31 protein-coding genes and 2 pseudogenes are annotated in these 25,994 nt (G+C 35.6%); 8 read left to right on the top strand and 25 right to left on the bottom strand.

Features of this window, described 5'->3' with window-relative positions; all coding sequences use genetic code 11:
- Both BUB85_RS16215 and BUB85_RS16210 read left to right on the top strand, forming a co-directional pair.
- Positions 1–272: IS66 family transposase (locus BUB85_RS16215; RefSeq protein ID WP_143160714.1), on the top strand; the 272-nt coding region annotated here is incomplete at its 5' end.
- 147 nt (positions 273–419) lie between these two features.
- The gene (locus BUB85_RS16210) at positions 420–884 is read left to right on the top strand and encodes a hypothetical protein (RefSeq protein ID WP_143160757.1); all 465 of its coding nucleotides are present in this window, start codon (positions 420–422) and stop codon (positions 882–884) included.
- 357 nt (positions 885–1,241) lie between these two features.
- Here the strand turns inward: BUB85_RS16210 and BUB85_RS16205 are convergent, their stop codons facing one another.
- From BUB85_RS16205 to BUB85_RS16180, 6 genes are read right to left on the bottom strand one after another with little or no spacing between them, the layout of a single operon-like run.
- Complete coding sequence (locus tag BUB85_RS16205) at positions 1,242–1,571, bottom strand: helix-turn-helix domain-containing protein (RefSeq protein WP_073112412.1); 330 nt, start codon at positions 1,569–1,571, stop codon at positions 1,242–1,244.
- A gap of 38 nt (positions 1,572–1,609) precedes the next feature.
- Positions 1,610–2,002, bottom strand: coding sequence for a hypothetical protein (locus tag BUB85_RS16200; protein WP_073112410.1), 393 nt, complete (start codon positions 2,000–2,002; stop codon positions 1,610–1,612).
- Between the two features lie 34 nt (positions 2,003–2,036).
- The gene (locus BUB85_RS16195; protein WP_084534090.1) at positions 2,037–2,726 is read right to left on the bottom strand and encodes a hypothetical protein; all 690 of its coding nucleotides are present in this window, start codon (positions 2,724–2,726) and stop codon (positions 2,037–2,039) included.
- Entirely contained in the window at positions 2,723–4,591 is a 1,869-nt protein-coding gene (locus tag BUB85_RS16190; RefSeq protein WP_073112408.1) for a recombinase family protein, read from the bottom strand. The genes BUB85_RS16195 and BUB85_RS16190 overlap by 4 nt, the downstream gene beginning before the upstream one ends.
- A 12-nt stretch (positions 4,592–4,603) precedes the next feature.
- A complete protein-coding gene (locus tag BUB85_RS16185; protein ID WP_073112406.1) occupies positions 4,604–5,578 on the bottom strand; it encodes an AAA family ATPase in 975 nt (324 codons plus the stop codon).
- A gap of 20 nt (positions 5,579–5,598) precedes the next feature.
- Positions 5,599–5,916, bottom strand: coding sequence for a helix-turn-helix domain-containing protein (locus BUB85_RS16180; RefSeq protein ID WP_073112404.1), 318 nt, complete (start codon positions 5,914–5,916; stop codon positions 5,599–5,601).
- A 368-nt stretch (positions 5,917–6,284) separates the two neighbouring features.
- Between BUB85_RS16180 and BUB85_RS16175 the strand changes: the two genes are divergently transcribed.
- The 3 genes from BUB85_RS16175 (at position 6,285) to BUB85_RS16165 (ending at position 7,276) form a co-directional block, all read left to right on the top strand.
- Complete coding sequence (locus BUB85_RS16175) at positions 6,285–6,491, top strand: helix-turn-helix domain-containing protein (RefSeq protein WP_073112402.1); 207 nt, start codon at positions 6,285–6,287, stop codon at positions 6,489–6,491.
- A gap of 208 nt (positions 6,492–6,699) precedes the next feature.
- Positions 6,700–6,957 (top strand): type II toxin-antitoxin system Phd/YefM family antitoxin, encoded by a 258-nt coding sequence (locus BUB85_RS16170; RefSeq protein WP_073112400.1) that lies wholly within the window; start codon positions 6,700–6,702, stop codon positions 6,955–6,957.
- Positions 6,950–7,276: a type II toxin-antitoxin system RelE/ParE family toxin gene (locus BUB85_RS16165; RefSeq protein ID WP_073112398.1), complete on the top strand. Its 327-nt coding sequence runs from the start codon at positions 6,950–6,952 to the stop codon at positions 7,274–7,276. The genes BUB85_RS16170 and BUB85_RS16165 overlap by 8 nt, the downstream gene beginning before the upstream one ends.
- 69 nt (positions 7,277–7,345) lie before the next feature.
- Here the strand turns inward: BUB85_RS16165 and BUB85_RS16160 are convergent, their stop codons facing one another.
- The 8 genes from BUB85_RS16160 to BUB85_RS16125 form a co-directional block, all read right to left on the bottom strand.
- On the bottom strand, positions 7,346–7,573 hold the full coding sequence (locus BUB85_RS16160; protein WP_073112396.1) for a hypothetical protein: 228 nt from the start codon (positions 7,571–7,573) through the stop codon (positions 7,346–7,348).
- A 66-nt stretch (positions 7,574–7,639) separates the two neighbouring features.
- Entirely contained in the window at positions 7,640–8,212 is a 573-nt protein-coding gene (locus tag BUB85_RS16155; protein ID WP_073112395.1) for a recombinase family protein, read from the bottom strand.
- 106 nt (positions 8,213–8,318) lie between these two features.
- Entirely contained in the window at positions 8,319–8,636 is a 318-nt protein-coding gene (locus tag BUB85_RS16150; RefSeq protein ID WP_073112393.1) for a DUF6050 family protein, read from the bottom strand.
- Positions 8,633–10,270 carry a recombinase family protein gene (locus BUB85_RS16145; RefSeq protein ID WP_073112391.1) on the bottom strand — a complete coding sequence of 546 codons (1,638 nt, stop codon included), beginning with the start codon at positions 10,268–10,270 and terminating at the stop codon, positions 8,633–8,635. Before BUB85_RS16145 ends, BUB85_RS16150 begins: the two co-directional genes overlap by 4 nt.
- The gene (locus BUB85_RS16140) at positions 10,267–11,934 is read right to left on the bottom strand and encodes a recombinase family protein (RefSeq protein WP_073112389.1); all 1,668 of its coding nucleotides are present in this window, start codon (positions 11,932–11,934) and stop codon (positions 10,267–10,269) included. The genes BUB85_RS16145 and BUB85_RS16140 overlap by 4 nt, the downstream gene beginning before the upstream one ends.
- A complete protein-coding gene (locus BUB85_RS16135; protein ID WP_073112387.1) occupies positions 11,909–12,331 on the bottom strand; it encodes a hypothetical protein in 423 nt (140 codons plus the stop codon). Before BUB85_RS16135 ends, BUB85_RS16140 begins: the two co-directional genes overlap by 26 nt.
- 248 nt (positions 12,332–12,579) lie before the next feature.
- Positions 12,580–14,250: a recombinase family protein gene (locus BUB85_RS16130; protein ID WP_159434665.1), complete on the bottom strand. Its 1,671-nt coding sequence runs from the start codon at positions 14,248–14,250 to the stop codon at positions 12,580–12,582.
- Positions 14,251–14,386: 136 nt separating this feature from the next.
- Positions 14,387–14,671, bottom strand: coding sequence for a DUF6870 family protein (locus BUB85_RS16125; protein WP_084534087.1), 285 nt, complete (start codon positions 14,669–14,671; stop codon positions 14,387–14,389).
- Between the two features lie 335 nt (positions 14,672–15,006).
- Between BUB85_RS16125 and BUB85_RS16120 the strand changes: the two genes are divergently transcribed.
- Positions 15,007–15,399, top strand: a complete 393-nt coding sequence (locus BUB85_RS16120) for a plasmid mobilization protein (RefSeq protein WP_073112385.1) — start codon at positions 15,007–15,009, stop codon at positions 15,397–15,399.
- Complete coding sequence (locus BUB85_RS16115) at positions 15,371–17,044, top strand: relaxase/mobilization nuclease domain-containing protein (RefSeq protein ID WP_073112383.1); 1,674 nt, start codon at positions 15,371–15,373, stop codon at positions 17,042–17,044. Before BUB85_RS16120 ends, BUB85_RS16115 begins: the two co-directional genes overlap by 29 nt.
- 13 nt (positions 17,045–17,057) lie before the next feature.
- Here BUB85_RS16115 and BUB85_RS16110 read toward each other — a convergent pair whose 3' ends face one another.
- From BUB85_RS16110 to BUB85_RS16060, 11 genes and pseudogenes are all read right to left on the bottom strand, one after another.
- On the bottom strand, positions 17,058–17,612 hold the full coding sequence (locus BUB85_RS16110) for a hypothetical protein (protein WP_073112381.1): 555 nt from the start codon (positions 17,610–17,612) through the stop codon (positions 17,058–17,060).
- A gap of 25 nt (positions 17,613–17,637) precedes the next feature.
- Positions 17,638–18,030, bottom strand: coding sequence for a flavodoxin family protein (locus BUB85_RS16105; RefSeq protein ID WP_073112379.1), 393 nt, complete (start codon positions 18,028–18,030; stop codon positions 17,638–17,640).
- A 546-nt stretch (positions 18,031–18,576) separates the two neighbouring features.
- A pseudogene (locus tag BUB85_RS16100) lies at positions 18,577–18,786 on the bottom strand (IS110 family transposase); the annotation flags it as partial.
- A gap of 60 nt (positions 18,787–18,846) precedes the next feature.
- Positions 18,847–19,887 carry a hypothetical protein gene (locus BUB85_RS16095; RefSeq protein ID WP_073112377.1) on the bottom strand — a complete coding sequence of 347 codons (1,041 nt, stop codon included), beginning with the start codon at positions 19,885–19,887 and terminating at the stop codon, positions 18,847–18,849.
- A 62-nt stretch (positions 19,888–19,949) separates the two neighbouring features.
- Positions 19,950–20,600, bottom strand: a complete 651-nt coding sequence (locus BUB85_RS16090) for an RloB domain-containing protein (protein ID WP_073112375.1) — start codon at positions 20,598–20,600, stop codon at positions 19,950–19,952.
- Positions 20,593–21,777 (bottom strand): AAA family ATPase, encoded by a 1,185-nt coding sequence (locus tag BUB85_RS16085; RefSeq protein WP_073112372.1) that lies wholly within the window; start codon positions 21,775–21,777, stop codon positions 20,593–20,595. Before BUB85_RS16085 ends, BUB85_RS16090 begins: the two co-directional genes overlap by 8 nt.
- A 596-nt stretch (positions 21,778–22,373) precedes the next feature.
- Complete coding sequence (locus tag BUB85_RS16080) at positions 22,374–22,781, bottom strand: hypothetical protein (RefSeq protein WP_143160756.1); 408 nt, start codon at positions 22,779–22,781, stop codon at positions 22,374–22,376.
- A 35-nt stretch (positions 22,782–22,816) separates the two neighbouring features.
- Positions 22,817–23,206: a hypothetical protein gene (locus tag BUB85_RS16075; RefSeq protein WP_073112368.1), complete on the bottom strand. Its 390-nt coding sequence runs from the start codon at positions 23,204–23,206 to the stop codon at positions 22,817–22,819.
- Positions 23,207–23,371: 165 nt separating this feature from the next.
- Positions 23,372–23,500, bottom strand: a pseudogene (locus BUB85_RS22495) (IS110 family transposase); the annotation flags it as partial.
- Positions 23,501–23,621: 121 nt separating this feature from the next.
- Positions 23,622–24,068: a hypothetical protein gene (locus tag BUB85_RS21220; RefSeq protein WP_143160755.1), complete on the bottom strand. Its 447-nt coding sequence runs from the start codon at positions 24,066–24,068 to the stop codon at positions 23,622–23,624.
- On the bottom strand, positions 24,031–24,363 hold the full coding sequence (locus BUB85_RS16060; RefSeq protein ID WP_073112364.1) for a hypothetical protein: 333 nt from the start codon (positions 24,361–24,363) through the stop codon (positions 24,031–24,033). Before BUB85_RS16060 ends, BUB85_RS21220 begins: the two co-directional genes overlap by 38 nt.
- A gap of 298 nt (positions 24,364–24,661) precedes the next feature.
- On the opposite strand from BUB85_RS16060, the gene BUB85_RS16055 reads away from it, so the two are divergent.
- Positions 24,662–25,873, top strand: a complete 1,212-nt coding sequence (locus BUB85_RS16055) for an IS110 family RNA-guided transposase (RefSeq protein ID WP_073112362.1) — start codon at positions 24,662–24,664, stop codon at positions 25,871–25,873.
- Positions 25,874–25,994: the final 121 nt, after the last annotated feature.

The following is a 25,994-nucleotide window of genomic DNA, read 5'->3' as shown; positions in this document are numbered from 1 at the left end:
GTCACTGCAGTTTTTCCAATAATCTTAGTGAAAATGCCATCAGACCATTTACTGTAGGTAGGAAAAACTGGCTATTCAGTGCTAGTCCCAAAGGAGCAACCGCCAGTGCTATGGTATACACCATGGTTGAAATGGCTAAAGCGAATGATTTGAACACCTATAAATATCTAACGTATCTATTGACACAACGGCCAAACGAAGGCATGTCAGATGAGTTGCTAGAGCAACTTACACCCTGGAGCGAAGCTGCCAAAGCTAGCTGTCAAAACTAAAATAGAGTAAAACGCTTGCATCTATCTTTGGTGCAAGCGATATTTTGTCAATAGCGTAGGATTATTTTGCGCTTACAATATATTTATACACGTGTAGCATACAAAAAGATTAGAGCACGTTATATTCGGGTTTTTGGTATCAATACATTGGAAGATGATTTAGAACTTTTACAATTTGCTTTAAGAGAATATGAACTTCAAAAAAAGAGAGTGCAATACAATACATTCTTTGATATTGGAGAATATTTTAGACATCATAATCAATATATAAAAGCTGTTGAAAATTATTCAATAGCTCTTAATTTTTCGAAAAAAAATCATGATCTAAATTTAGAAACAATGTCCCGGCTAGGATTGGTTTTATGCAATATTTCACAGCAACTAAATGCTCATATAATCATTGATTCCTTAAGAGATATTCTAAAAGATTGTACTGGGAGTAATTTGTACACTAATAGTATTTTTGTAGAGATAATATTGGATATTGTACAAAACAATAAATTGAACAAAGAGACAGAAAATAAATTAAAAAGTATTGGAATCAACTGGGGAGATGATGAGTTCTATTTTGAGTATTCAGATATCAATAACATTCATCTCATTCTCATGTAGAATGAGATCAATGCTAAGAAATTTTAATTGAACAAAATCGCTGCGCGATGGCTTACCAAGGCTGTGGCGCAGTTTTTCTTTAATTAGAAAGGCAGTTGCGATTCCTTTTAAAAGTAGTTATGTAATGGAGACATAAAACACAACTGTTCAGAACTCCATTAGTTAAAGATGATATCGGAATTCCCTAAAAGGGCTTCACTTTTGTTCCTAAAATTACACGAGCATATGCATATGTCAAGACAGGGACAAAATTTTTTAAGATTTTTTCTTAGAAGATAAACGTTACCCTCAAAAAAGGTTAAAAAAAAGAAGCTCCTGATTTCTCAAGAACTCCTATCCAATCAATTCTATTCTCTTTTAGTTTTTTCTACTGTACTCTTCTGCTATCTCAATAACATTCCTCATGATCCTAATTTGTTCCTCTTCGGATTTTTGAAATAATGCATAGAACAAACCATTATTTTCTTCAGAAGCTGGTGGCAATGGAAATAAAATATTACCTGCAAAATAGTCGCAACTCACATTAGTTGCTTCTGTTAATCTAATTAGATCACTAGAATAAATCGTATCTCCATTTTCCCATCCTTTATACTTTTCAACTGATATGCCAATCATATCAGCCATTTCTTCCTGGGAAACATGAATGATATCCCTATACTCTTTTAATCTTTCTACAATCTTAGACATTATATCATCTCCATCCTAAATAGTGCATTATTTTCCCACTATTCTGAATCAATAACCTGTGTTTCTTCTATAATAGAGGCATTCATCAAATCATACTCTATCAAACCATGCTTTTCATGGTATGTTCCATATGTACGATATGTTTTTTCCTCATCCCATTTACAACATCTGTATATCATTTTCATCATATCCATACTTTGGATTCTAAAATCCCAGTTTTCTGGTACATACTTAGGAACAACAAAAGATTCAGACAGCTTTTTTTCACATCTTTGAACTGCTAGTTTCTTTTCCTGTGGATTAAATAAGAAACGAATATACTTTGGCTCCTTCAATTCGAGTATTGTAGCATGGTAAACAAACATCCTTCCCTCATTTAACGAGAACGATATTCCATTCTGGCTTTGTATATTTGACCTTGGTTCTTCCATATGGAACCTCCTCCCCAAAGGCACACTTATCCCTTTATTCTTTTTTTATTGTATTAAACTCAGCAAATCCATCTATAATATTAACTTCTAATGCTTTTTCATGTTCATCTGTTGGCAAACCAAAAGAGTCTTTCCACTCTTCTGGATAATATGCTTTTCTGCTAAGTGCTCTTGCAGCTTTTTCAGCAGCAATCTCTTCTGCTGTCTTCTCAACTTTTTCTTCCGCAGAATTATTAACCTTCTTTGGTCTCTTCCTATCCATATAGATTTCAGTTTCAACCAGATCAAATACATAGATTTGCTCATTATCAACTGATATCTTATGCCCTAAAATCTTATATCTACAATCCATTGACCAATCCATCAGTTCATACATCTTTGCAGAAAAGATTTTACTAGTTACTTTACGACTTCTTCTCTTATCCGGTTTTGCAATACACCAACGTAAAGCGTCTTTATCATTTTCTTCGCATTTTCGAACTACCATTTTCTTGGTATCTGGATTTACAAGTATCTGTATATAAACCGCATCTTCCAAACCAGAGATGCAGGAAGTATTAAATGTTACACTATCCCTGCGAATCACTACTGCAGGCTCTCTTAAATGAGCAAATAATTCTCGTCGAACTACCTGGTATCCATCATAAGTAAAATCTTTTTCTAATTCAGCCGCCTTTGGATCTAGCACCTCGGGCTCCAATGTTTTCATTTCGCCTTCATTCATATAGCGTTCCTCATTCTATCAATCATTTCTTCAGCTTCCTCCATGAGTGCATCTATTGTCTCCTTTTGGAAAACTTGAATTCCTTCTACTGTTTTTGCCGGTCGCAATACATCCCAATTACCATGATATTTAAACCTCTGTAGAATTAAACCTTCTGTAGAATTCGCATGATTGCCAAAATTGGATATCCACTGTGTAGGATACAAGATTGTTTTCTTCTTTTTCTCTGTTTTCTTTTCACCAGTATCATTTGTATTTTCATCACAATTACTAGATTCCGCAATCTCTTCTATGATTTCAGTTTTAATGATTTCTGGTTCCTCAAGATTGAAAATCATAACCTGTTCATCGCATGATTCTTCATACATTCCTCTGAATCTGTACTTGCACTCTTTATTCCAATCCATAATTTCATATAGTGGCGCAGCAAATCCCTTACAACTCTTCGGAAGTACTAACCATCTTCCATCTTTAAGTTTTCCCCATTTAATTGCATTAGGATTATTTTTATCACAGGGACGGATTGCAATTCCTCTTTCAACTGAGTTCAAAAGCAATTCTACATACTCTACATTTTTGAATTTCTTCAGACATGCCGTATTGAAATGAATCTGACCATTTGAAATTGTCATAGCCGGATCTGTTCGTGTAGAAAAGAACTGTGCTCTTACAACTTGAAAACCAGACAAATCAAAATGACTCTGCTTCTTATCCGGACTCTCAACAACATCTTTTTCAACATATGCACTTTCACATGCTTTAGAATAGTCTGCTGCCGAGAAACCAGTCCAGGTTCGATTAACTGGAACAAATCCATTCAGCGCACCACCATCAACCACTTGTAACACTGGTAAAGGACAGCCTTTCTTCCTATATCTATAACATGCAAGCATATTTTGTGCTGCATCAAATACCTCTCTACTAATAATTGCTTCATGATGATCTTTTTGTCGATATTGATTTCGATTTAATCTATTTTTCTTTGATCTGTGGTCTAGGTAGTTTGGTGTATATGTTTTTCTACTCAGAATATCTCCACAATGCCGTTCATTCTGTAGAATTCCAGCAACGCTACCACTAGACCATTTCCGATTTCCTTTTTTTGTCTTCCTACCTAAATCCGATAGGATTAGTGCAATATCTGTTGTAGAAAATCCTCCAAGAAATAAATAAAAACACAGCTTTACCGTATTTGCTTCATCTTCATTGATTGTAAGGTTCCCTTCTTCATCCAAATCATATCCTAAGAGCTTGGGTGTCAAAAAGATTCCTCTTGAAAATCGCTGTTCTATGGAGATATTCATAATCTCACTTTTGGTATGGGATTCTTCCTGTGCTGCTGCCGATAATACTGCTAACATCATTTCACTGGTATTATCCAATGTGTATATATGCTCAGTTTCAAAAAATACTCCTACTGGTGACGGAAGATTTCCAAGTTCTCTTACTTTAGCAATACAATCCACGATATTTCTTGCGAATCTAGATACACTTTTGGTGACAATAAGATCGATTTTCCCTGCTTTACAGTCTGCCATCATTCGAACAAAATTATCTCTATGCTGTAGTGATGTTCCTGAAATTCCTTCGTCTGCATAAATTCCAACCAACGACCATCCAGCATGTTCTTTTATCATATCTTCATAGTGGTTTTTCTGCAATTCGTATGATGAAGTCTGCTTGGCATCATCTGTTGAAACACGACAATAAGCACAGACTCTTTTCTGTGCTGCGTCTTCAAACAATTTTTCTTTTGGTTTTGCAGGAATAAATTCAAGCTCATCACGATCTACACCTTTGTACCTTGCTCGAATTCGTCTTTTTTGCTCTTCCTGACTTTCTGCGTGTTTCTCCTGTTCATTCATATTAACCACCCACTATGATTCAACATCATTATCCAAAACTGGCATTTTCCAATACCATGTGTTTTTCTTTTTATACGCTTCTATTCCAAGTTCTTTCTCTGCAATTCGAACTGTTCGCTCCCCTATTCCCAGATCTTCCATTTTTTTATAAATTTCTTTACTTGGACAATCTTGTACAGAAAGCATTACTTTCAACAATTCCTTTGCTTTTTCCTGCTTACTCTTATGATAGGTTCCTTTTTTAGACTTCATTGTTTCTATATTGGCTTCACATTTTCCAATCCATTTGAATCCCACATTTTCATCAAACACAAATCCAATCGCACAGCCTTCAGGAGCAAGACTTGATTTTACAGGAAACATATATCTTATATCCGGATTATCTTCATCCCTTGCTATCATCAGTACACTTCTTGCAATTGCAGCAATATCTATGCTTCCCATTCCTCTATATAGCTTTTTACCACCTGTAGATTTATTCATATGTCCAATAAGAATGACAGCACACTTATATTCTTCTGCAAGAGCTGCTAATTTTGTCATAATGCTTCTCATTCGAACAGCATTCTGCATATCTCCATCTTGTGAAATAAATGATTGGATGGGATCTAATATAAGAAGTTTCGCTTGTGTTTCTTTTATAACCTGTTCTAATCTTTTATCTTCTAATGTAAGGTTCTTTTCTTCATCAATTATGCAAGCAATTTTCTTGCAATCTGCTCCTGCGCTAATCAATCTTGGTTTTATAGTATCTCCACCATTATCTTCTGAGCATTGATAAATTACATTTTGCGGTTCACTAATTTCACTTCCGTCTGGTAATATCCCACCATTTGTAAGCAATGCCGCAATGTTCAATGCCAGCGTTGACTTTCCATCTCCAGGATCACCTTGCAAAAGAGTTATTTTTCCGTATGGGACATACGGGTACCATAGCCAGTCTACTTGTTTTGGTTCAACTGAAGAATAGTACTCGTACAATTCCATATTCTTTCACGCTCACTTTCTTAATCTTTATCCAGATTATTAATCTTTTTGTTCTTTTCAGTCATGTTTTCGACCAGATTGGCAACCATATTCATTTCAACTGTTGTTAATCCTGAAACATCGATTGTTTTATTACTCTGGCATCCCAACAAATAATCTGTACTTACTCTATATAATGTAGCAAGCCGAACCAAAATATCTAGAGAAGGCTGTCTCATATTATTTTCATAGGTACAAATAGAGCTTTTATTTACATCAATAAGAGCCGCTACCTGTTCCTGCTTTAAATGTTTACTTATTCGTAATTGCCTTAATCGGCTACCTAATGTTTCTATCATGCGCATTGCCTTCCTATGCACCATGACATTGCATTTATTGTCATTGTATATTTTCTCTATTTTAACATTATTCGATTTACTCTCGGACAACTGCCGTTGACAGTTTGCAAACTTTACTGAAAATCAAATTAATATCATATATAGTGCATTAAAACAGGAATAACTAATGTATCAAAGTTGCCATCTTAGGTGGGTATCATATTTTTCCTACTTGCCATCTTGCCACCTTGCCTGCTTGAATTATCGTCCATATTTCTCTGTACATTTCGATATTATTCCTACCTAGTGAATATATTCACTATAATCTACTTTAATCCACTCTCTATAATATAGTCAAGTTAATAATCCTAGAAAGAGGTAACGTTGACATGATTGATTACGGCCCCCTGTGGATCACTATGGAGAAAAAAGGTGTTTCACAATACAAACTTATGAAAAGTGGTATTGATTACCGCACTATGGATCAACTCCGAAACAACAAAAATATCACAGCCAAGACACTAGAAAAGTTATGTACTCTTCTGGAATGTACCCCGAATGATGTAATTACTTTCAAACCAGACAAAGATAAATAATACCCCTGAAGCACATTAATAATTGATATGTTCAGAGGTATTATTTTTTTGCAATTATAATATAGAAGAAACTCTTTTAATTACATTCCCAATTTCCTATTTTCAATTTGAAATAATTCTTTTTCTTACATGCTTGTAAATTATCCATAACTAGCATATAATAATCATATGATAATATTCTGATAAAATATTGATAAGGAGTGATTTTATGATTCAAATAAAACCTGTATCTGATTTACGAAACAAGTTCCCAGAAATCGAAAAAATTGTAAATGATGGTGAACCTGTTTATCTCACCAAAAATGGCTATGGGTCAATGGTCGTATTAAGCCTTGAAGCCTATTCAAAATTAACAGACGGTGTAGAAACAGCTCTTGATGAAGCAGATTTTGCAGCACATAATGATAGCCTTCGCTTAACTCATGATGAAGTATTTGGCGGACTTCGGAGGAAAATGAATGGCTAGTAACAAATACATGCTTCAATACCTTCCTCTTTTTTATGAGGATCTTGAAGAAAAACTCAATTACATTAATTACAAATTAAAAAATCCACAGGCTGCAAATGAACTATTAGATGCTGTCGAATCTGCAATTATGGAACGACTTCCTTTTGCTGAATCTTTTGAGCAATACAATTCGCTACATGAAAGAGAGTATCCTTATTATCGTATTTATGTGAACAATTATACTATTTACTATGTTGTTCTCACTAATGGGGATCAGAAAATTATGGAAGTTCGTCGCTTCTTATATAACAAACAAAATACTAAAACCTTGGTATAGAAAAAAGGAACTCATCCCTGCGATGAATTCCTTTTCTTTTAATAATCTTTATCTCAACATTATTATATACTATACAAGCATTGAATTCAATTCTGCATACAATTCGACTCTGCTGTCCTCTTCCAACATGCTTCCTGTATAAATCTCATCCATCATATTGTTAATCTCATCTTCTTCTGGTTCAAACATTTCTACCCAGGTAAAGAAAAGACATTTAACATAATCCAAGTTCTCCCAACCGTCTTTTAATAAATCAATCATTCTTTCTTTTAAATCATTCACCGAAATTGTTTTCATATTTACACTTCTCCTATCTGAGTATCATTATCTTGAGCTTATTCCAGATTATAGTTCTTGTCAATGCTATAATTTTCCAAGTCGCTTACGTTCACGAATTAACGTTGATTTACTAATACCAGTCATTTCTTCAACCTGCTTATAACTATTATCTCCAAGAAGCTTCATTGCCAAACTAAGTTGCTGCCTTGTATACTTTTTGGGTCTTCCTTCACTAAATCCTGGATTCATTTTGGCTATCGCCTTACCTTCTTGAGTACGCTCTACAATCATATCCCTTTCAAATTCTGCAAAAGCTAACATAATTGTTCGAATCAATCTTCCGGTTGGTGTATTATCCATTAGTCCCATGTTTAATATATGTACAACAATACCCTTTTCTAATAAGGAATTAATTAATTCAATTCCTTGCGTAGCACTTCTTGCAATTCGATCTAACTTAGTAACAATTAATGTGTCTCCTTCTTTTATCTCGATTAAGAGCTTGTCCAATTCAGGTCTGTGCTTCTTAGTTCCTGTAAAAGCATCCAAATAAATGACTTCTGCTCCTGCTTCCTTCAAAATTTTCTGCTGTGCCTCCAAACTGTTTCCATCACGTGCCTGTCCCTTTGTGGAAACTCTTCCATATCCAATTTTCATATCTTCTTACCTCCGGTATCATAACTTGTAAGTTTTGCAACCAATATAGCTCTCCCCATATTTAAAGGGTTTAAACGGTGTCAAAACTTATATTCATAATCAAGTATCAATTTTTAGACAAAACACACTGTATTGGAACGATAATTAGGTATGCCACAGCTTGTATCATAACAAATGCTGCTATTAAACATCCAAATACTGCTCCTACAATTATATTAACTACAATCAGACATAAACTACCTGTTACACTTCCACCTATCGGAATCACAAACAACATATGCGTAATGCCAAAAGGTAATCCATATACTAAGCATGCTCGGAACCAATCAAATTGTCCGTCTACTATAAAAATATATTGTCCTAAATATGTAAGCAGCAAAAACGCTGCTAGTGGAATAATACTCTTCCTTATAAGTGTTGTCATATTGCTACCTCCATCGTTTCTTTTTCCTGTGCAAGTATTTGAAGAATCTCATCATCATACTTCCAGATGATTTCTATTCTCTCTTGATTATAAACTCGAATTTCTGAAACAAACGATTCTACAATTTCCATACTTACTTCTAATACTGATCCAGCCTTATCCATATCCTTCTTCAATTGTTTCATCTGTTCATAGTCGGGTTTCTTCGATACTATTAGTTTTTTCTTTTCTTCTTGTATTTTCTGAATAGCAGAACGTATTTCTCCATCCTTTTCCGAAAAAGCTTCTCTTCCATTTATAAATACCTCCTTTTCCACTTCCCCTTCTGAATACTGCTCATACAATTTTACTTTCTCTCTAGAGTTATCTTCCATCTGTTGGTACAGAGCTTCCTGTTGCTTTTCTAATTTTGATTTCTTTAGCAGTATGTTTTCTTCTTGAGCAGCTAGTACATCCAATGCCTTATCAAAAAGAAACAAATGCATTGACAAAGAATTTCTAATCATATCTTCAATCACCGAGTCCTGTACTGGTAACTCCTGGCATTGTCCATCCGGTAAGTTCTTTCCATATCTACAGCGAAAATGATTACCTCGCTTTAATTGTTCAAAATGAACCATATGCCTTCCGCAATATCCACATACTACTTTTCCCTTTAATGGATAATATTTTGTTTTACGCTTTGTCTCCCTTCTAGTAGCTGTTCTCAATACTTTGATAGCCTGCTCATATTCCTCTGGAGTTACGATACCATCATGTGCATTTTCAATTTTTACAACTTTATCCTCTGGGTTTCTCATTCGTGCTTTCTTACATGGCGTCACCTGAACAATTTCTCTTGCAACATAAGTACCCTTATATCTTTCATTTCTTAGTATTCTAAGGACGGTTTCTCTTGTCCAAGACTCTCCTTTTAACTTCCAACAGCTTTGCTCTTTCGTAACGTTCTTCTGTTCAATCTGGTATTTCGCTGCCGTAGGAATTCCTCTTTCATTTAGAATAACTGCAATCTCTTTTGTATTCTTTCCTTCAATAGCAAGGTCAAAAATCATTCGCACATACTTCCCTGCCACTGGGTCCACAATGACTTTATGTTTGTCACTTGGATCTGGAAGGAATCCATAGGCACGATATCCACCAAGATATAATCCCTGCTTTTGCTTTGTTCTATCTGTTGCTGATATTTTTGCTGATATATCTCTACTGTAGGCTGTATTCACAATGTTTTTTACAACCATTTCAAAGTTTTTCATTCCATTATCTTCGATGGTTGATTCACTATCATAATAGTCATTGATAGAAATGAACCTTACTCCCATAAAAGGAAAGATTCGTTCAATATAATCACCTGCTTCGATGTAGTCTCTTGCAAACCTTGAAAAGTCTTTTACAATAATTGTTTTAATCTGATTGTTTCTTACATCCTGCATCATCCTTTGAAATGCTGGTCGTTCCATGCTTGTTCCAGTAAATCCATCATCAATATATTCTTCTATTTCTTCATGCTTCCATTCTGGATGGGTCTCCAAAAACATCTGAATTGTTTTCCTCTGATTTGCGATACTGTTACTTTCTTTTTTCTTTTCATTAATATCTTCATCCGAGAGGGATAAACGATAATATACTCCAATCATTTTGTCAGCTCCTCTATTTTTAAATATCTAATCACTTGATTCTGAATGGTAAACTGTATGGAAAGAGCACCATCTCGGTCTATTTCAATCCGCTTAATAAATGTTTTCATTAGATTTTCATTGAAGGATAAATCCTCTGGATTCATTTTTAAAAACTCTTGAAAATGTTCTTCCACTTGTAATAGTTGTTTCAGTTCTTCCCATTCTGCCTTTGATTCTTCCAAATAATCTTTCGCTTTCATCGCCTTTTCTTCAATATCCTGTCGCACTGCCATGAATTCATTCTCATTCAGTAATCCTTCTGCAAAATCTTCATATGCTTTTCTCTTCTTATCTGCAAAACTATCTACTACTCTTTGCCTCATATTCTGCTGATTCTGCAGCTGTGCTTTTTTCTTTGCATATTCTGAAGTAGCCGTCCATTCTTTTTTCATTTGTTCTATATCAATGCCAATTTGTATCTGGTTTCGAATCTGATCCATAACTAAAATCTGTAAGAACCGTGCTGGAATAATATGTTTGTTCTCACATTCTTTTCTATGTCTGCAATGGTATTCTGTAAATCGCGTTCTGTTGTGAAAAACCCTGCGTATATGATGCATAGCATGTCCACACTCAGCACAAAATAAAATCTTTTCAAATACATTCGGCATTTTATCAAGTGACCTCTTATTTTCTGTTCTTCTTTTCTGGTATTGTGCAGACTTATTTTTCAATTCCCTTCTTACAGTTTCATATTCCTCATGTGTGATGATTGGCTCATGTGCATTCGGTGTAATGCACCATTCTTCCCTCGGATTTTCACGTCCTGTATTTTGATAATGCCTTGCATACGCCCAACGGTTGTAAACCATATCCCCTGTATATAATGGATCTCGCAATATCCTATTTATATCTCTGGTTACCCATTCTTCTCTTTGAACTCTGTCTCCATCTTTTACATATCCCAATTGCACACGCCTCTCAAATGGAATGGGAACTCCCAATTCTGTTAATCGACTTGCAATTTCTCTTTGTGAAATCGCTTTTAGTTTCCAGTCAAAAATCATTTTTACGAATACTGCCACTTCCTTATCTAAAATCAACTTTCCTGGATTCTCTTCATCCTTCCGGTATCCAAATGGAATAGGCCAATAGATTTCTCCTCTGCTTCGTTTTTGTTCCCATGTTTTTCGTATCTTCACTGACAAATCTCTGGAATACAACTCATTCAGCATATCCTTAATTGGCACTGTCATTCCATTTTGTGATTCACTTGCTTCACTATCATATCGATCATTGATTGCTATAAACCGAACACCCAGAAACGGAAATAGCTTTTCCAAATAGTATCCTGCATCCAGAAAATTTCTACCGAAACGTGATAAGTCTTTTACCACAATACAATCAATTCGTTTCATCTGTATATCTGCTAGTAAACGTTCAAACTCTGGACGTTCAAAATTCGTTCCTGTAAATCCGTTATCTGCATATATATCAATTAATTCCAAATCTGGTTTTGAATCGATATTCATTCTGTCATAAGCAATCTGAACTTCTAAAGTTTCATCGTCTTCTTTTCCAGAGTTAATATTTGAAAGTCTGGCATATATAGCCGTTTTCCAGATACGATACGAAGAAACCTTTTTCGTTTTATCATTATTCTTTCTGCTTACTCTTGCCATAACGACGTATCCTTCCTTGCCACTTAATTGCCTTCAATCTCTCACTCCAATTTTCATCACTGGAATCAAAATCATCTTTAATTCCAATCAGACGGATTCCTGCTGGTTTCATAATTGTATTTATGTAGTATTCGGATTCTGTACAGTAATCAAAAAAGACTTTTATGGTTGGTGTAACTATACATTCCACCCTTCGATTTTCAGCTTCAACCAAAAGAAGTTCCAACTCTCTTGTTGTATTTTTGGTAGTATTTCTATCTGTGTAAGTTCCAATCTTTCTAAGCTCTGGATGATTTTTCATATACTCCCTACAGATTTTTGTCTGTTCTGGAAGTGGCAATGATAATTCCTTATGATCCAACCAAGTATTTGCTTTCATATATATTGCTGTTTTCAAAATAAAAAAGACCTCCTGTTCTAATCAAGAGATCTGGCTTTCGGACAATTTCTTATAAATAGACACAAAAAGCCTTTGACCTCATTGACTTATATGAGTCAGTGACGCCAAAGGCTATAATCCGAATTCAATATTTTCTTACCCTGACAATATCTTACCATATACGTCTTTGATTTTCTATATGATTTTGAAAATTTCTCTTCACTAATCACATAGGACTTTGCTGTTATGGTAAGTATTTTTTATTTTTATTTACATGCTGCTACTTGGTTTTCACCACTATCATCCTGTATCTCCATCGACATTTGTTCCATAATTTCATTCATGGCATCCTGGTACTTAAATCTGATTTCAATGGCATTATTCTGGTGGACTACAATTTTTTCTATCAACTCGACCACGATTGGTCTAGTCAGTTCCTGCAGATTTCTATATTTCTTAAAACTGGTCACCCACGGACCATCTATATTATCGCTCATTGTATCTTTTCTTTGATTTGCAACCTCTTCCATTTTCTCTTTACAATTACTAATCTTATTCATGTATAATTCTATATACTCAAGATACTCCCCACGATTTAAGATTCCTTCAGAATAATCCTGGAATAACTTTTTCTTTATTCGCTGATTTTTCTCCAGCTCCTCCTGCAGTTTTTCCATCTGTCCATCCAACTGCACTACTCTTTTTCTTTTAAGTGGAAGTTCATCAACTGACGCAAGGAATTGCTCCATTTTTATGGTAACTGAAATCTGCTGTCTCACTGTTTCTAATACAATATCATATAATTTATCATGGCTGATATTGTGTGGGGTGCAACTATGCTTGTCAGCTTTATACCCACTGCAATTATAATAACTATACTTCTTTCCACGATAGGATGAAGACCGTCGTACCAGTTTACTTCCACACTCTCCACATTCTATGTAACCAGAGAATAACATCACAGTAGAATGTTCTGGCGATCTACGTGTATCGGTTCCTTCGATTGTCTGTATCAATTCGAATTGTTGCTTATCAATAATTGGATCATGTGTGTTTTCTACACGAACCCATTTCTCTTCTGGTTGTTCAATAATCTCTTTCGAACGATAATCAATTTTTTTGTGCATGCCCTGCGTCATGTTCCCTGCATAAATATCATTATGTAAAATACGATAAATCATTTTTGCTGACCACTGTGCTGTGCTATTTCTTTTGAAGTGTTCTGAAACACGCACTCCATTTTTCTTTTTATATTCTAGTGGACACAAGATACCAATACTATTTAAACGTTCTGCAATTCCTTTATCGGTCATACCTTCCATTTTCCAAGAAAAGATAAGTCGAACATTTTCAGCAACCTCATCATCAATGATAAGCTGCGAATGCTTTCTTGGATTTCTTTTATAACCATAGGGTACATAATTTCCAACAAATTCTCCTCGCTTACGTTTCACTTCCAACTGGCTTTTGATTCGTACTGACATATCCCTGCAGTATGCATCATTCATCAGATTTCGCATTGGCACAATAATGGAATCACTATTTTTCCATTCACTGGCTCCATCATAATTATCGTTAATAGCAATAAGACGTACTCCCATTACAGGAAACATTCTCTCTAAGTAGCGTCCTACCTCAATATAATTTCGACCAAATCTGGATAAATCTTTTACAACCACACAGTTGATTGCACCACTTTTCAAATCATCATACATACGCTGAAACGCGGGACGCTCAAAGTTTGAACCACTGTAGCCATCATCCACATATTCATCAATGATACAAAAATCATCTTTATCTTCTAAGTAATCCTCAATCAGATTTCTCTGATTAGAAATACTATCACTCTCTGCTTTATCTCCATCCTCTTTCGACAATCGAAGATAAATTCCTGTACGGTATATTTTTTTCTTTTCTATAATATTTGAAGACAACAAAAGCCTTCCACCTCCTGATTCCGCCACAAATTGGCTTTAAGTCAGAAAGACGAAAGGCTATAAATCGAATCCATATTTTTTCTTACCCTACGCCTATCTTACCAAATCTATAATTCTATGTCTAGCAATTTTTCAATTACCTTTCTATGGATTTGACATAATGGATTAATGCTTCTTCAATACTGCATTGTTCAGCAAATCCAATTTTTACAACATATCCATTATTCAAATGGCAATATGGATTCTTTATCTGTCTGATATAATCCAGCACTCTCAAATGTGGCGGCAAGTCCTCTCTGATATGTACATCTGCAATATCTACCAGGGTACTTCGATCTACAGTCCTTATATCTACATTTGCCATCTCTCGAAGTTTTTCCAATGTAATCTCTTCCTCAATTTTCTCTATCTGCTCACTCATCTTTCATGCTCCTTCCAAATGTTTTCTTCACTAATAACATCTGTGGCTCGTCATATGGTAAGCACCTTTTTTAAGTTTTTCTTTTTTTAAGGTATCACGATGGTGCCATTTATCGGCTTATATAATAGAGGGACTTTTTTAGCGCAAGATTCGCCTGCGTGACACAATAACCCGATTCCGTGTTTTTGCATCCTTGACATATCTTGATGGTGATTTCGCTCCCCATTCCCTCGACATTTGAACTTTCTCAAATTTGAGTAAGTTGGCTTCCACGAAAAGTGGTCGCAGCTCCGTATATTTCATACGGATGGATAGAAAAAAAGGAGGAACCTACAATGACAAGACCAAAGAAAGAGAAAGAACTGACCCGTTCCCATCACATTACTCTGCGATTAACTGATACAGAATATGAACTCGTAACTGACAACGCAATCGAAGCAGGACTCTCCCGTTCCGACTATCTGCGTAAAATGATTCTGGATGGGAAAATAAATGTCAGATATGATATTGTTGTAGATTTACCGGAACTACAAAAACTGGTATCTGAATTTGGAAAGATTGGCGGGAATCTCAATCAGATAGCAAAATACTTTCATACTGGTGGCATTCGTTCTATGGCAATGCAGGATGAAATTTCTCAGTGTATTACAGATCTTTATGAGTTAAGAAAAGAAGTAAAAAGAATGGCAGGTGATTTTCATGGCAATATTAAAACACATCGCAAATAAAAGTGCGGACTATGGAAAAGTTCTAGATTATATGCTATTCCAACATGATGATTTTACAAAGAAAGAGCTTTTGGATGATAAGGGCAGGAAGATGTTGCGAGAAGAATATTATATCGACGGCATGAACTGTGAAGCTATGCTCTTTGATGAAGAATGTGAAATGGTCAATGAACAGTATCATAAAAATAAACGATATGATGAAATCAAATCCCATCATTATATTTTAAGTTTTGACCCTAACGATAAGGAAGATCATGCATTGACAGGAGAAAAAGCACAGGCTCTTGGTTTGGAATTTGCCCGTAATAATTTTCCAGGACATCAGGCTCTGGTCTGCACTCATACTGATGGGCATAATGGCAGTGGAAATGTTCATGTACATATCGTCATTAATTCTGTGAGGAAACTGGATGTAGAGAAACAAGATTTTATGGAAAGAGAATGTGACAGCCGTGCAGGATTCAAGCATCATCTAACAAACAACTACCTGCGTCACTTGCAGCAATCGGTTATGGATATCTGTCAAAGAGAAAATCTTTATCAAGTCAATCTGCTTTCTCCTGCTGCTGACAAAATTTCAGAAAAAGAATACTGGGTAAATCGCCAGGGACAAGATAAACTTAACGAATTGAATAAACAGATTGAAGCCGATGGATTAACGCCAAGCAAAACAGTATTTCAGACGCAGAAGCAATCACTCCGTGAAGCTATTGCAGAAATCGCATCTACTGCTACCTCTCTTACCGATTTTCAATCAGGGTTATTGGAAAACTATAACATTTCGCTGATTCACAAACGTGGAAGATACAGCTACCATCTTCCTGATTGTGAAAAGAATATTTCTGAAAGAGCATTGGGAGCACATTATGGTAAAGACTATCTGTTGCAACAATTTGATAAAAATACTAAAGGACTTGAAAAAGAAAATACGCAACCAGAAGAACCTCAAAAACCAATATCTTCATCTTTTCCTAATGAACCCGATGTATCTACTATCTTCAATCCATCCTATGATTATGGAAAAGACCCGATTGCAATTCTGTTTGTTCAAACTAATTTGCAACTGGTTGTTGATTTGCAGAACTGTGTGAAGGCACAACAAAGTGAAGCCTATGCTCAAAAAGTAAAAATATCCAACCTGCAGCAAATGGCCAAAACAATCGCTTATGTTCAAGAGCATGAATATGGCTCACAGGAAAATCTGCTGGAATCCTTTGAAGAGGTATCAGCAAAACTTACCGATGCACGAAAGACATTAAAGGAAACAGAGACTTCTCTACGTGATATCAACCAACAAATACACTATACTGGACAGTATCTGGCTAACAAAAAAGTCTATATTCAGATGGTGAAATCTAAAAATAAGGGAAAATTCAGGAATGAGCATTCCAGTGAAATTGCGCTATACGAAGCAGCACAAAAATTTCTCAAAGCCAAAAATCCAGACAGACAATTTCCATCTATCAAGGATTTAAAAGCTGAAAAAGAGAAACTGACCATCAAACGGTCAGCCCAAAAAGACACTTATAATTATTTCAGGGATTACCAAAAAGAACTCCGCACCGTCTGCTCTAATGTAGACAGTATCCTGGGAATATCACGAATCCGGCAACAAGAACAAGAAAAATCGCAGGATATTTCATAAGCCGGAATGACTGTCATTTGCCATCGGCTTCCCTCCTGCTACATTTCACGCTTATATATTTTTCAAGCCAATCAACTGCATCTTGCCAGGTAACAAATTCATAACTTCCTTTTTTTCTCATAAGCTGTGAAAAGAATGTGCTGACTGATGCTACCATTCCTCTTGTTCCAGGTAAAGTATATTCAGCTGTAATGCCGTATTGTTTTAGTATATCGAAATAGATTTTTGAACGATAGAGTGGATTACGGCTACTTCTTAGCGTTATTTTTCTTGAATCACTCTGTAGGAATGATAATGCCTTTCCGACCAGTTCTGCAGAACGATGCACACCGATTGCATAACTGACTACCACCCCATTTTCTGGATTGATCAGCGCACAAAGATAAATCTCCCCATCCCTGCTTGTTTTATATGTTCCAGTACCGATACAAAGCAGATTGGGGATTTTATCTTTAATTAGTTCCACACTCATTGAAGTTATATCTTCATCATCTTTCCATTGGACTATTTCTTCTGGTATATCCTGATATTCATATAAATGCAGAATATGATTATTCTTATCAGCCATGCTACTTCCTTCCAATCGCATACATTTATAAATCTTCCGGAATCACTAATTCTTTTTGCCCTATCAAATCATAAACTTTCTTAAATCCTTCACGCTTTGTCAATGTGCTTCCGAGTGAAGTTACAACGGCTGTGATTTTATCCTGTCCTACTTCTTCAGCAAAAGTTTTCACTGCCGGTGGCATGGTTCCTGCCCACAGAGGAAATACAACTATAATATCATCGGTCAGATTTGGTTTTTTATAATCTACTGGAATTGTCTTTCCACCAAGTGCCATCGCACCAGCTTTCATATAATTAATTTTACCATTCCAGTTCTTGTGATCTGCAATAATCTCTGGAGTAATGCCATGACGCTTTGCAAGTTTCTCCGCTACCTCTTTACTTCTTCCAGTTCTTGAAAAATAATAAATTTGCATAACCAGCACATCCTTCCTATAATGTCAAGCCCTAAATCATTGATTTTTCAGGCTTTTCTTTAAATAGTTACCTCTATAAACAGAGCTAAAAGTGTATGACAGTTATTGTATCTTGTACTGAATAGTGAAAGAAGGGTATAGTTTATAAAGCATCCTCTTGGTTTGCTCTATAAAGGCTATAATTCCTCTGTTCAACTATGATGGTGAACCTTCCGTGTCTAAAGGGATCGTGTCCCAACTTCCTTCGTCCCACCTGTTCATACACCGAGTGCCAGCTAAGCTTTCAAACAGGGTCGTGCCCTACGGAGAGAACTACTGCCAGCTACAGCTCTTGTTTGTATTTTGATTTTTACTGACCTCTTTGCTCCGCAGCGGACTGATATTCAGTGGACGCATTCCCGCTGTTTCGCTCAGTTGGTCTTTGTGCAGATGCAGTACTTGATGCACTCCATCGTTATCGGGTTTCTTTCCAGAACCCTGCACGATTTCAGAACTTTCTGGAACCCCGCAAGGGTCTGGAATTATGATATAGTCAGTTGGTTTTCCTTATGCTGCTAATGCCTCCTGTTTTGTCGGGCGTCTTATGTCCATTAACATCTTTTTCGGATCATAATTCGTCCCTTTCGTCAGTATTGTGTAGATTACTCTTAGCAGCTTACAGGCTATTACAATGAGTGACTGCATCTTCTTGAGCGGATTATCTGTCCTTGTCGTATAGTACAGATGGAGTTCCTTGAATTCCTCCGCACGTGCTACTGCTGACTTGGCTTTCATTTTGACGTTTCAAAATAAATATCACAACTATCACAGGCATATCTATATTTCATATATGAAAGAGCGCAAAGCCAATAAATGTTCTGCCCAACATTTCAAACCTGTCTTTATTGCAGCGACTTGATCAAACCCATTTGCCGGTTTTGCATTTTTCATAACGCTATCCATCCCCGTCTCATGTGCTTTAAAATCCAGATTTCCATCCACGTAATGCATTAAATCCATCATCACAAGTAAAAAATTTTCTGGCAATAGAGGCAAATATTTTAGCAGTTCATCCACTTTATCATATAAATCCATCCTATACTTTTGCATCATGACAAATAAATCCACTTCAATATTTTGTGGATTCCAGATGTCATTTGGATTAAATACAATTCCAACAATAGGTTCCTGGTAATAATTTTCCGTCACATTTGGAAAATCAGCTTGGATAAGATGTTCAATATAATCTATAAATTGCTCTGTGATTTCCTTGTCTGAAACACTTCCCCCATTGTACTGCGGTGGCTTTTTTGTCGCTATTTGAATAAAATCTTTTGCCATGTTATTAATGAACAGGTTTATCTTAAGTCCTAAACCATTTTTCATAACACTGGCTCGCAATCTATCATGCATCTCAATAGAGTGATTGATATTGTCTACTTCTGTTTGCAAACCTTTTATTGAGCCAATAATTTCATCTGTATTTTGACGTTGTTGTCGCGAAATATCCAATAGAGAAATAGCTAATTGATTTTTCGATAAATACTGCATAACAATACTTTCATTTATTTTCGAAACAATATTTATATCATCCGTAACAAAGCTCCTCAAAATAATATCCTTAATATTCTCAACAATCTTCTCCGGTCTAAGGTTTGGTGAAATCTCTTCCGCCTTTTTAGCAAGTACTTCATCTTTGCAATCTAAGTAAGTTACTTCCCTATATTCATTTTTGAATAAATCACTATGTGCAAATTGTTCTATTGTCAGATATAGAATCTGCTGATTTGTGTATTGTTCTCTTAATCCATCAATTTTATCAATACTTTTGCTCATTACAAAAGAAAAAACCTGCTCTAATAAAATTTCAAATGTCATATATTGCCCCTCACATTATTATTCCAACATTTTATATCTATGCCACATTGTAAAGTAAGTTACTACCAATCAATTATAGAAAAAAATTCATCAATATTTGTTCCCTTATTGCTTAAATTGTCCTTTTCTATAATCGTATTTTTAACAGAGACAGAAAAGCTACGCTTTTCACGTTTACACTCGTTCATTAAATACTTCTTTTGCTTTTTACACTTTTCAAGCATATGTTGATAAGAACGATTATCCGAATTTAAGAATTCATAAATATTTTGGTCACTTTTAAAGGTATCAATGCTCTTATAATGGAATACTTCTTTAATAAATCTATCAACTGGTTGATTTTTAAATTCTTCACTGTGTAAGCATGCGACATATTCAAAATCCGGATTGTCCACTATCAAAATGTATGGAATAGATTGTTTCTTATTTTCACGTCTACAATAATCCACCAATTCCATAAATTTTATTTTTTCTCCTGGATGTTTTGATAATCTATCTGCATCTATAATAATGAATTTTGCGATACAATTATTAAAAGGTTCCGTTTTTATCCTTTGTAAAAATGCAGAATAACCTCCACCGCCCATATTTATCGGCTTTAGTGTTACTTCAACACCTTGCTTGCATCGCATCTTATCTATATAATTGTATTCCGTATCTCCCTCGCAAAATACGACAAATCGCTTCCGGAGAATTTTCATAGGTCTACTCAAATGCCGTCCCTCCCAATATTCCCTTCATATAGAACTCGTATATTTTAGTGGAATCATATCTTACCTCCGGGAAATCACTAAGAGAATATAATTCCGAACTCAAGTCATCATGTACTTTTGTTATAAAATATATCTGTTCCTTCATGTAGGTTGTGAGATTCAAATGCAGCACATTATGTGTAGAAAAAACGAACTGGCCTCTGTGTGTCTTTCCATTTACAAACGAAATCACGCGATCAGATAATATGGGATTTAGCACACGATCCATCTCATCTGCAAATACTGTTTGCTCCTCATAGACCACTCTGAAAATATGAACTGCCCATGCAAAAAATTCCCTTACCCCTGTTGAATCAAGCTGCAGCTCTCTTCCAATTGTACTTCCATCTTTTCTTTTTCGTATAATCATTGTTTTGGCATATGGTTGTTCTTTATCCACACTAACTCTGCATATACTATAATCTACCATACGAAAAATATCTAAGTATCTTTTATCATTAAGAATCTCAATATCTTTCTGATTACTCCTTGCATCATTTGTCGCAGTCATCTGAAAAGATGTGGGACTTAATTTGTTCGTTACCCATTCTGTTACCATTGATGCATCTTCGTTTCCAAGCAGCGAATACCGAGTGACAAACAATCCAAACATACCTGCATTTTTTTTCATTGCATCTTGAATTTCTTTTGTTTCTGACGGTAAATCAAATGCATATTCTCTCTGTTCTTCATTCCAATAAATATGCATTTTTAAAACAAAATTTCGTTTTTTACTTTCTGCTACAGACAATGATTCTTCCAAAATACGAAACTGATTGATGGACAATTCATATTTATAAATATGTTCATTCGCAGCCACTATCTCAAAAACAAAGGACTGTGGCACTTCTTTTCGTTCTTTCTCTGAATAAGTAGTATTAATATACCCATCCACAGCTTTTACAGGTGCATTGTTCAAAAAAAGGGTTTTTAAAAACAGGATACTATTGATGAAATTGGATTTTCCACCTGCATTCTCTCCAACAATAACAGCTGATTTCAATACATTACATTCGTTCTCATAATTCGCATAATTATCTGGAAACCTGCTTTTGACTTTCCCTTTAGGTGCCTCCAGACTAAATTCAGCTTCATTATAAAATGAGCAAAAATTAGTGACCTTATAATTTATAAGCATGTTATTTCCTTTCTAAAACATAATTTCGTTTTACTTTGCTTGTATATCTTATATTATATACCTATTTTCATGTAAGTAAACACGTTTTTTTATTTTACTGTTATATTATTGATGATTCTGGGAACAATTCACCACGCAGCCTGTTTATTTTCGTAAGTTCGCCATGTTCATCTCCCAATAATTTGTTCTTTCAACCTAAAAACATTGCATTTCAACTTTTCTAAAGTTCAAATGCAATGTTTTTAGGTTGAATTTAAAAAAGAGTATTCAGATTAATATGCTCCTGAACACTCTTCTGCCTTGTGTGATAAACAGATACCATCATACTTCTTGATTCTCAATCGTCTTTGTATTTATTTGATACTACGCTCATATAATAATTGCAATCCACCGAATATGTGCTTTTCACATCTGGTATTCCAGTATATGTTTGTTTTTCGAATACGTCGTTTCATGTTTATATTTTGTATTTTTCAGTTCATCTTTGAACCGTTTTGAGCCAAAACAAAGTTTTCATAAATAAAGTATCGTATAATGACTCAAATATAAAATATGATTTTTACTCTCCGCCATGCAATGTTCTGCTACCTACAATTTCATTTTAATTCCGTTTCAAAATACATATCACAACTATCACAGGCATATTTATATTTTCCATCCAGCCCTTCTGTCATGGAAACTGTTCCTCCACAGAAAGGACAATTGCATTGTTCTCCCTTTTTCAAGCGTTCCATCAATTCCAAAAATTGTGGAACGTTCATGTTATTACATTGTTCTGTCCAATTTGCACCTAATGCCTTGCGAAGTTTATCATCTATAAGAAAAGCTTCATCACCTTCACCAAGTTCCTCATGATACATCCAAGAGTCTGTCTGTCTTATCGTTTTTGAATTTCCAAATGCATCTGCCAATATTACTATGACCATTGTCTCTTGATCTTCCTGGCGTTCTTCACAGCCAAAATCATCCTCGAGTATCTGAACTACTCTGTATTTTTCTTTCATTCGTTCACCTTCCTGCACATTTAACAGCGCATCCATTACATCATTTCTGTGTCCCACAATATGGCAACCTGTTCATAAGCCATCATGTATTCCCGTTCTCCATCTTTCAGCTCGGCTCGCTGCTCTTCTGTCAGCTGTTCCAGAGCCTGCTCGGGATCTAGATCTTCAGCTTCTGAAATCATGTGATAAATCGTGGTTCGCTTCCAATAATCCAACAAGTAATCAAATAAATCTGATGCAGTATAGAATAGATTCTGATTAGAGAATCCCTGCTCTTTGTCAAACCATTCAAGTACGATATAGCAAAATGGATATGCATCTGAAACACAAAAATCATTCAGGTCCTCAATAAAATCCACAAAGATTTCCTTTACCTGCCTGCACTTCTCGCATTCTTCCTTTGAGATTGTTTCTTTATTTACCATACCAGTTCCCCTTACCGCTACTTTTTCCAAACACCTGTATATTCATAAGTATCGCTCCTATTATTACGCTTTAGTAATTCAAATCATAGCACGAATAACGGCACTTTTCCAGATAGCGTTGCATTGTTCGCATAAAAAAAGACATTCAAGCTTTTGCTTAAACACTCTCTTTGTGAGTTCCCTCCCTCGCCAATCAAACCCTCTGGCAAAGTGTGTTTCACTTCCGATATCAATTCCTACCACTAAAGTTGTCTCTTTGACTTGTTCTATCTTCGCATTCTGTGTATAATTCATTTGGAACCTCCGGTTAATTAAGATGTTTTTCATCCGGCAAGATGATATCTTAATTATACTGTGAGGTTTCTTTTTCGTCTATTGACGACTTTTATGAATTACAGGAATGCTTCTTATTTAATCAGAATATTTTCAGTTCATATTTTTCAGGATTACTTCTGATATCATATTCAGCATTCAACTCTTTAGGTTCATAAGAGAACTGAAAAACAGCATCATCTTTCCCAATTTCTTCAGTTGTATGATACACTGACACCTTCAGCTTTCTTGGATATCCATTTTCATCATTAGTCAATATTACAGATTTAAATGAATTATCAATACACATCTGAATAATTTGCTTTGCAAACTCTTCTCGATTCTCAATAGTCTTAGAATTTGATACCACACTCATGTAATAATCATTGCCAGATGTGATAGTACTCCTTAAATCTGGTATCCCTGAATATGCGTGCTTGCGAATAAGTACTACAAGAGCAATAGCCACTACTACCAGAACAAGTACAGAGACAACATTCTTTTTAATGCTTCTATTTGGTATCAATAATCCTTCCCCAATCTTCCTCATCAAACTTATCTATCAGTTTTATATCTGAACCATAATCAAACATCTTCATTGAGAGGTATTGGCTCATATGCATTAGATTTGATATTATGATTTCCACATCTTTGTCCTCTTCTACATGCAGACGAGCGCACACTCTTCTATTTGCATCATAAATATCTGAATACAATTTTTCACAGACAGTCCCTGGTGCCATTTCGTTTTTCACAATCTTGTTTGCTGAATCTGGTAAAGTGTGTAAATCATATACACCGGTCATTAGATTATAAATCAGATTCTTCTTTTCGTTTCTCTCCATAATTCTATTCCCATCTACTACAATGTATTTATGGTTAATATCCCTTACAACCAGTAAGGAATTATCCATCTTGTTACTTAAGCTGTTAGAATGTAGGTAGCAATGGTATATCGGCTTCCTTTCTTGGACTTCGCGTCCGTAAATAAGACTGATAACCAGCTCCTCATTCGCAGCATTCGTTTTATGCAGGTTGAACTGCCTTTATTGGTTCGTTCGTGTCATCCCACAGTAGATTGAATAGGTAATGAGTAAAACTGGTACTTATCCATTGTAATTAATCTTAAGGAGTAACAAATATATGAACGCAGTAGGTATCGATGTTTCTAAAGGTAAAAGTATGGTTGCAATTCTCCGCCCTTATGGAGAAATTATTTCCACACCGTTTGAAATCAAGCACACTTCCAGTGATATCAATGCACTTGTAGAACAAATCAAGTCTGTTGAAGGTGAATCGCGCATCGTGATGGAACATACGGGACGTTACTATGAAGTCCTTGCTCATCAGTTAGCACAAGCAAATCTTTTTGTCAGTGCTGTTAACCCCAAGTTGATTAAGGACTTTGATAATGATTCACTTCGCAAAGTAAAATCTGACAAAGCAGATGCTGTTAAGATTGCCCGTTATGCTCTTGACAAATGGCAAAACCTTAAACAGTATAGTGTCATGGATGAATTACGCAATCAGCTAAAAACCATGAACCGTCAGTTTGGCTTTTATATGAAGCACAAGACGGCTATGAAGAATAATCTTATCGGCATCCTTGACCAGACCTACCCTGGTGTTAACACCTACTTTGATAGTCCTGCACGTAGTGATGGCAGTCAGAAATGGGTTGATTTTGCATCTACTTACTGGCACGTTGACTGTGTTCGTAAAATGTCATTAATTGCATTTACTGACCATTATCAGAAATGGTGCAAACGAAACAAGTACAACTTCAGCCAAGCCAAAGCTGAGGAAATTTATGGAACTGCTAAGGAGCTTGTTCCTGTACTTCCAAAGGATGAAGTAACTAAGCTTATTATCAAACAAGCTGTCGACCAGCTTAACAGTGCATCAGCAACAGTGGAAAGTCTTCGCTCTCTTATGAATGAAACTGCAGCTAAACTTCCAGAATACCCAATCGTTATGGAGATGAAAGGTGTTGGTCCGTCACTGGGCCCGCAGCTTATCGCCGAAATCGGTGATGTGACTCGCTTTCATAGTAAAGGTGCATTAACTGCATTTGCTGGCGTTGATCCCGGTGTAAATGAATCTGGAACCTATGCACAGAAAAGTGTTCCAACCTCAAAAAGAGGTTCTGCAGACCTGCGAAAAACTCTTTTTCAGGTAATGGATGCCCTTATCAAAACCATGCCTCAGGATGACCCTGTTTATATGTTTCTTGATAAGAAGCGTGCTCAGGGGAAGCCCTACTATGTCTACATGACAGCTGGTGCGAATAAATTTCTTCGCATCTACTATGGTCGAGTGAACGAATATCTTTCAACTCTTCCAGAATCAAACTAATCCAAAACTCTCATTTTTTGACCAGCACGATGTGGTGGTCTTATTTTGATGCCTACTTTTCAACCTGTATAAAATTTTCAATGTTCTTTCAATTTAGCCTTGACTTTTTATTTGCAGGCTT

Source organism: Hespellia stercorisuis DSM 15480 (assembly GCF_900142165.1).
GTDB lineage: Bacteria > Bacillota > Clostridia > Lachnospirales > Lachnospiraceae > Hespellia > Hespellia stercorisuis.
Note: the sequence above shows the minus strand (reverse complement) of the source record. Positions and strands in the feature narration are given on the sequence as shown.

Coding starts and splice junctions, on each gene's coding strand:
- BUB85_RS16125 (WP_084534087.1), bottom strand. CDS start 14,671: ATGAGTGAGCAGATAGAGAAAATTGAGGAAGAGATTACATTGGAAAAA.
- BUB85_RS16085 (WP_073112372.1), bottom strand. CDS start 21,777: ATGCTTATAAATTATAAGGTCACTAATTTTTGCTCATTTTATAATGAA.
- BUB85_RS16120 (WP_073112385.1), top strand. CDS start 15,007: ATGACAAGACCAAAGAAAGAGAAAGAACTGACCCGTTCCCATCACATT.
- BUB85_RS16160 (WP_073112396.1), bottom strand. CDS start 7,573: ATGAAAACAATTTCGGTGAATGATTTAAAAGAAAGAATGATTGATTTA.
- BUB85_RS16080 (WP_143160756.1), bottom strand. CDS start 22,781: ATGAAAGAAAAATACAGAGTAGTTCAGATACTCGAGGATGATTTTGGC.
- BUB85_RS16055 (WP_073112362.1), top strand. CDS start 24,662: ATGAACGCAGTAGGTATCGATGTTTCTAAAGGTAAAAGTATGGTTGCA.
- BUB85_RS16155 (WP_073112395.1), bottom strand. CDS start 8,212: ATGAAAATTGGATATGGAAGAGTTTCCACAAAGGGACAGGCACGTGAT.
- BUB85_RS16190 (WP_073112408.1), bottom strand. CDS start 4,591: ATGAATGAACAGGAGAAACACGCAGAAAGTCAGGAAGAGCAAAAAAGA.
- BUB85_RS16110 (WP_073112381.1), bottom strand. CDS start 17,612: ATGGCTGATAAGAATAATCATATTCTGCATTTATATGAATATCAGGAT.
- BUB85_RS16145 (WP_073112391.1), bottom strand. CDS start 10,270: ATGATTGGAGTATATTATCGTTTATCCCTCTCGGATGAAGATATTAAT.
- BUB85_RS16205 (WP_073112412.1), bottom strand. CDS start 1,571: ATGTCTAAGATTGTAGAAAGATTAAAAGAGTATAGGGATATCATTCAT.
- BUB85_RS16195 (WP_084534090.1), bottom strand. CDS start 2,726: ATGAATGAAGGCGAAATGAAAACATTGGAGCCCGAGGTGCTAGATCCA.
- BUB85_RS16170 (WP_073112400.1), top strand. CDS start 6,700: ATGATTCAAATAAAACCTGTATCTGATTTACGAAACAAGTTCCCAGAA.
- BUB85_RS21220 (WP_143160755.1), bottom strand. CDS start 24,068: ATGAGGAAGATTGGGGAAGGATTATTGATACCAAATAGAAGCATTAAA.
- BUB85_RS16175 (WP_073112402.1), top strand. CDS start 6,285: ATGATTGATTACGGCCCCCTGTGGATCACTATGGAGAAAAAAGGTGTT.
- BUB85_RS16140 (WP_073112389.1), bottom strand. CDS start 11,934: ATGGCAAGAGTAAGCAGAAAGAATAATGATAAAACGAAAAAGGTTTCT.
- BUB85_RS16060 (WP_073112364.1), bottom strand. CDS start 24,363: ATGGAGAGAAACGAAAAGAAGAATCTGATTTATAATCTAATGACCGGT.
- BUB85_RS16095 (WP_073112377.1), bottom strand. CDS start 19,887: ATGACATTTGAAATTTTATTAGAGCAGGTTTTTTCTTTTGTAATGAGC.
- BUB85_RS16105 (WP_073112379.1), bottom strand. CDS start 18,030: ATGCAAATTTATTATTTTTCAAGAACTGGAAGAAGTAAAGAGGTAGCG.
- BUB85_RS16115 (WP_073112383.1), top strand. CDS start 15,371: ATGGCAATATTAAAACACATCGCAAATAAAAGTGCGGACTATGGAAAA.
- BUB85_RS16180 (WP_073112404.1), bottom strand. CDS start 5,916: ATGATAGAAACATTAGGTAGCCGATTAAGGCAATTACGAATAAGTAAA.
- BUB85_RS16165 (WP_073112398.1), top strand. CDS start 6,950: ATGGCTAGTAACAAATACATGCTTCAATACCTTCCTCTTTTTTATGAG.
- BUB85_RS16075 (WP_073112368.1), bottom strand. CDS start 23,206: ATGGTAAATAAAGAAACAATCTCAAAGGAAGAATGCGAGAAGTGCAGG.
- BUB85_RS16185 (WP_073112406.1), bottom strand. CDS start 5,578: ATGGAATTGTACGAGTACTATTCTTCAGTTGAACCAAAACAAGTAGAC.
- BUB85_RS16200 (WP_073112410.1), bottom strand. CDS start 2,002: ATGGAAGAACCAAGGTCAAATATACAAAGCCAGAATGGAATATCGTTC.
- BUB85_RS16150 (WP_073112393.1), bottom strand. CDS start 8,636: ATGACAACACTTATAAGGAAGAGTATTATTCCACTAGCAGCGTTTTTG.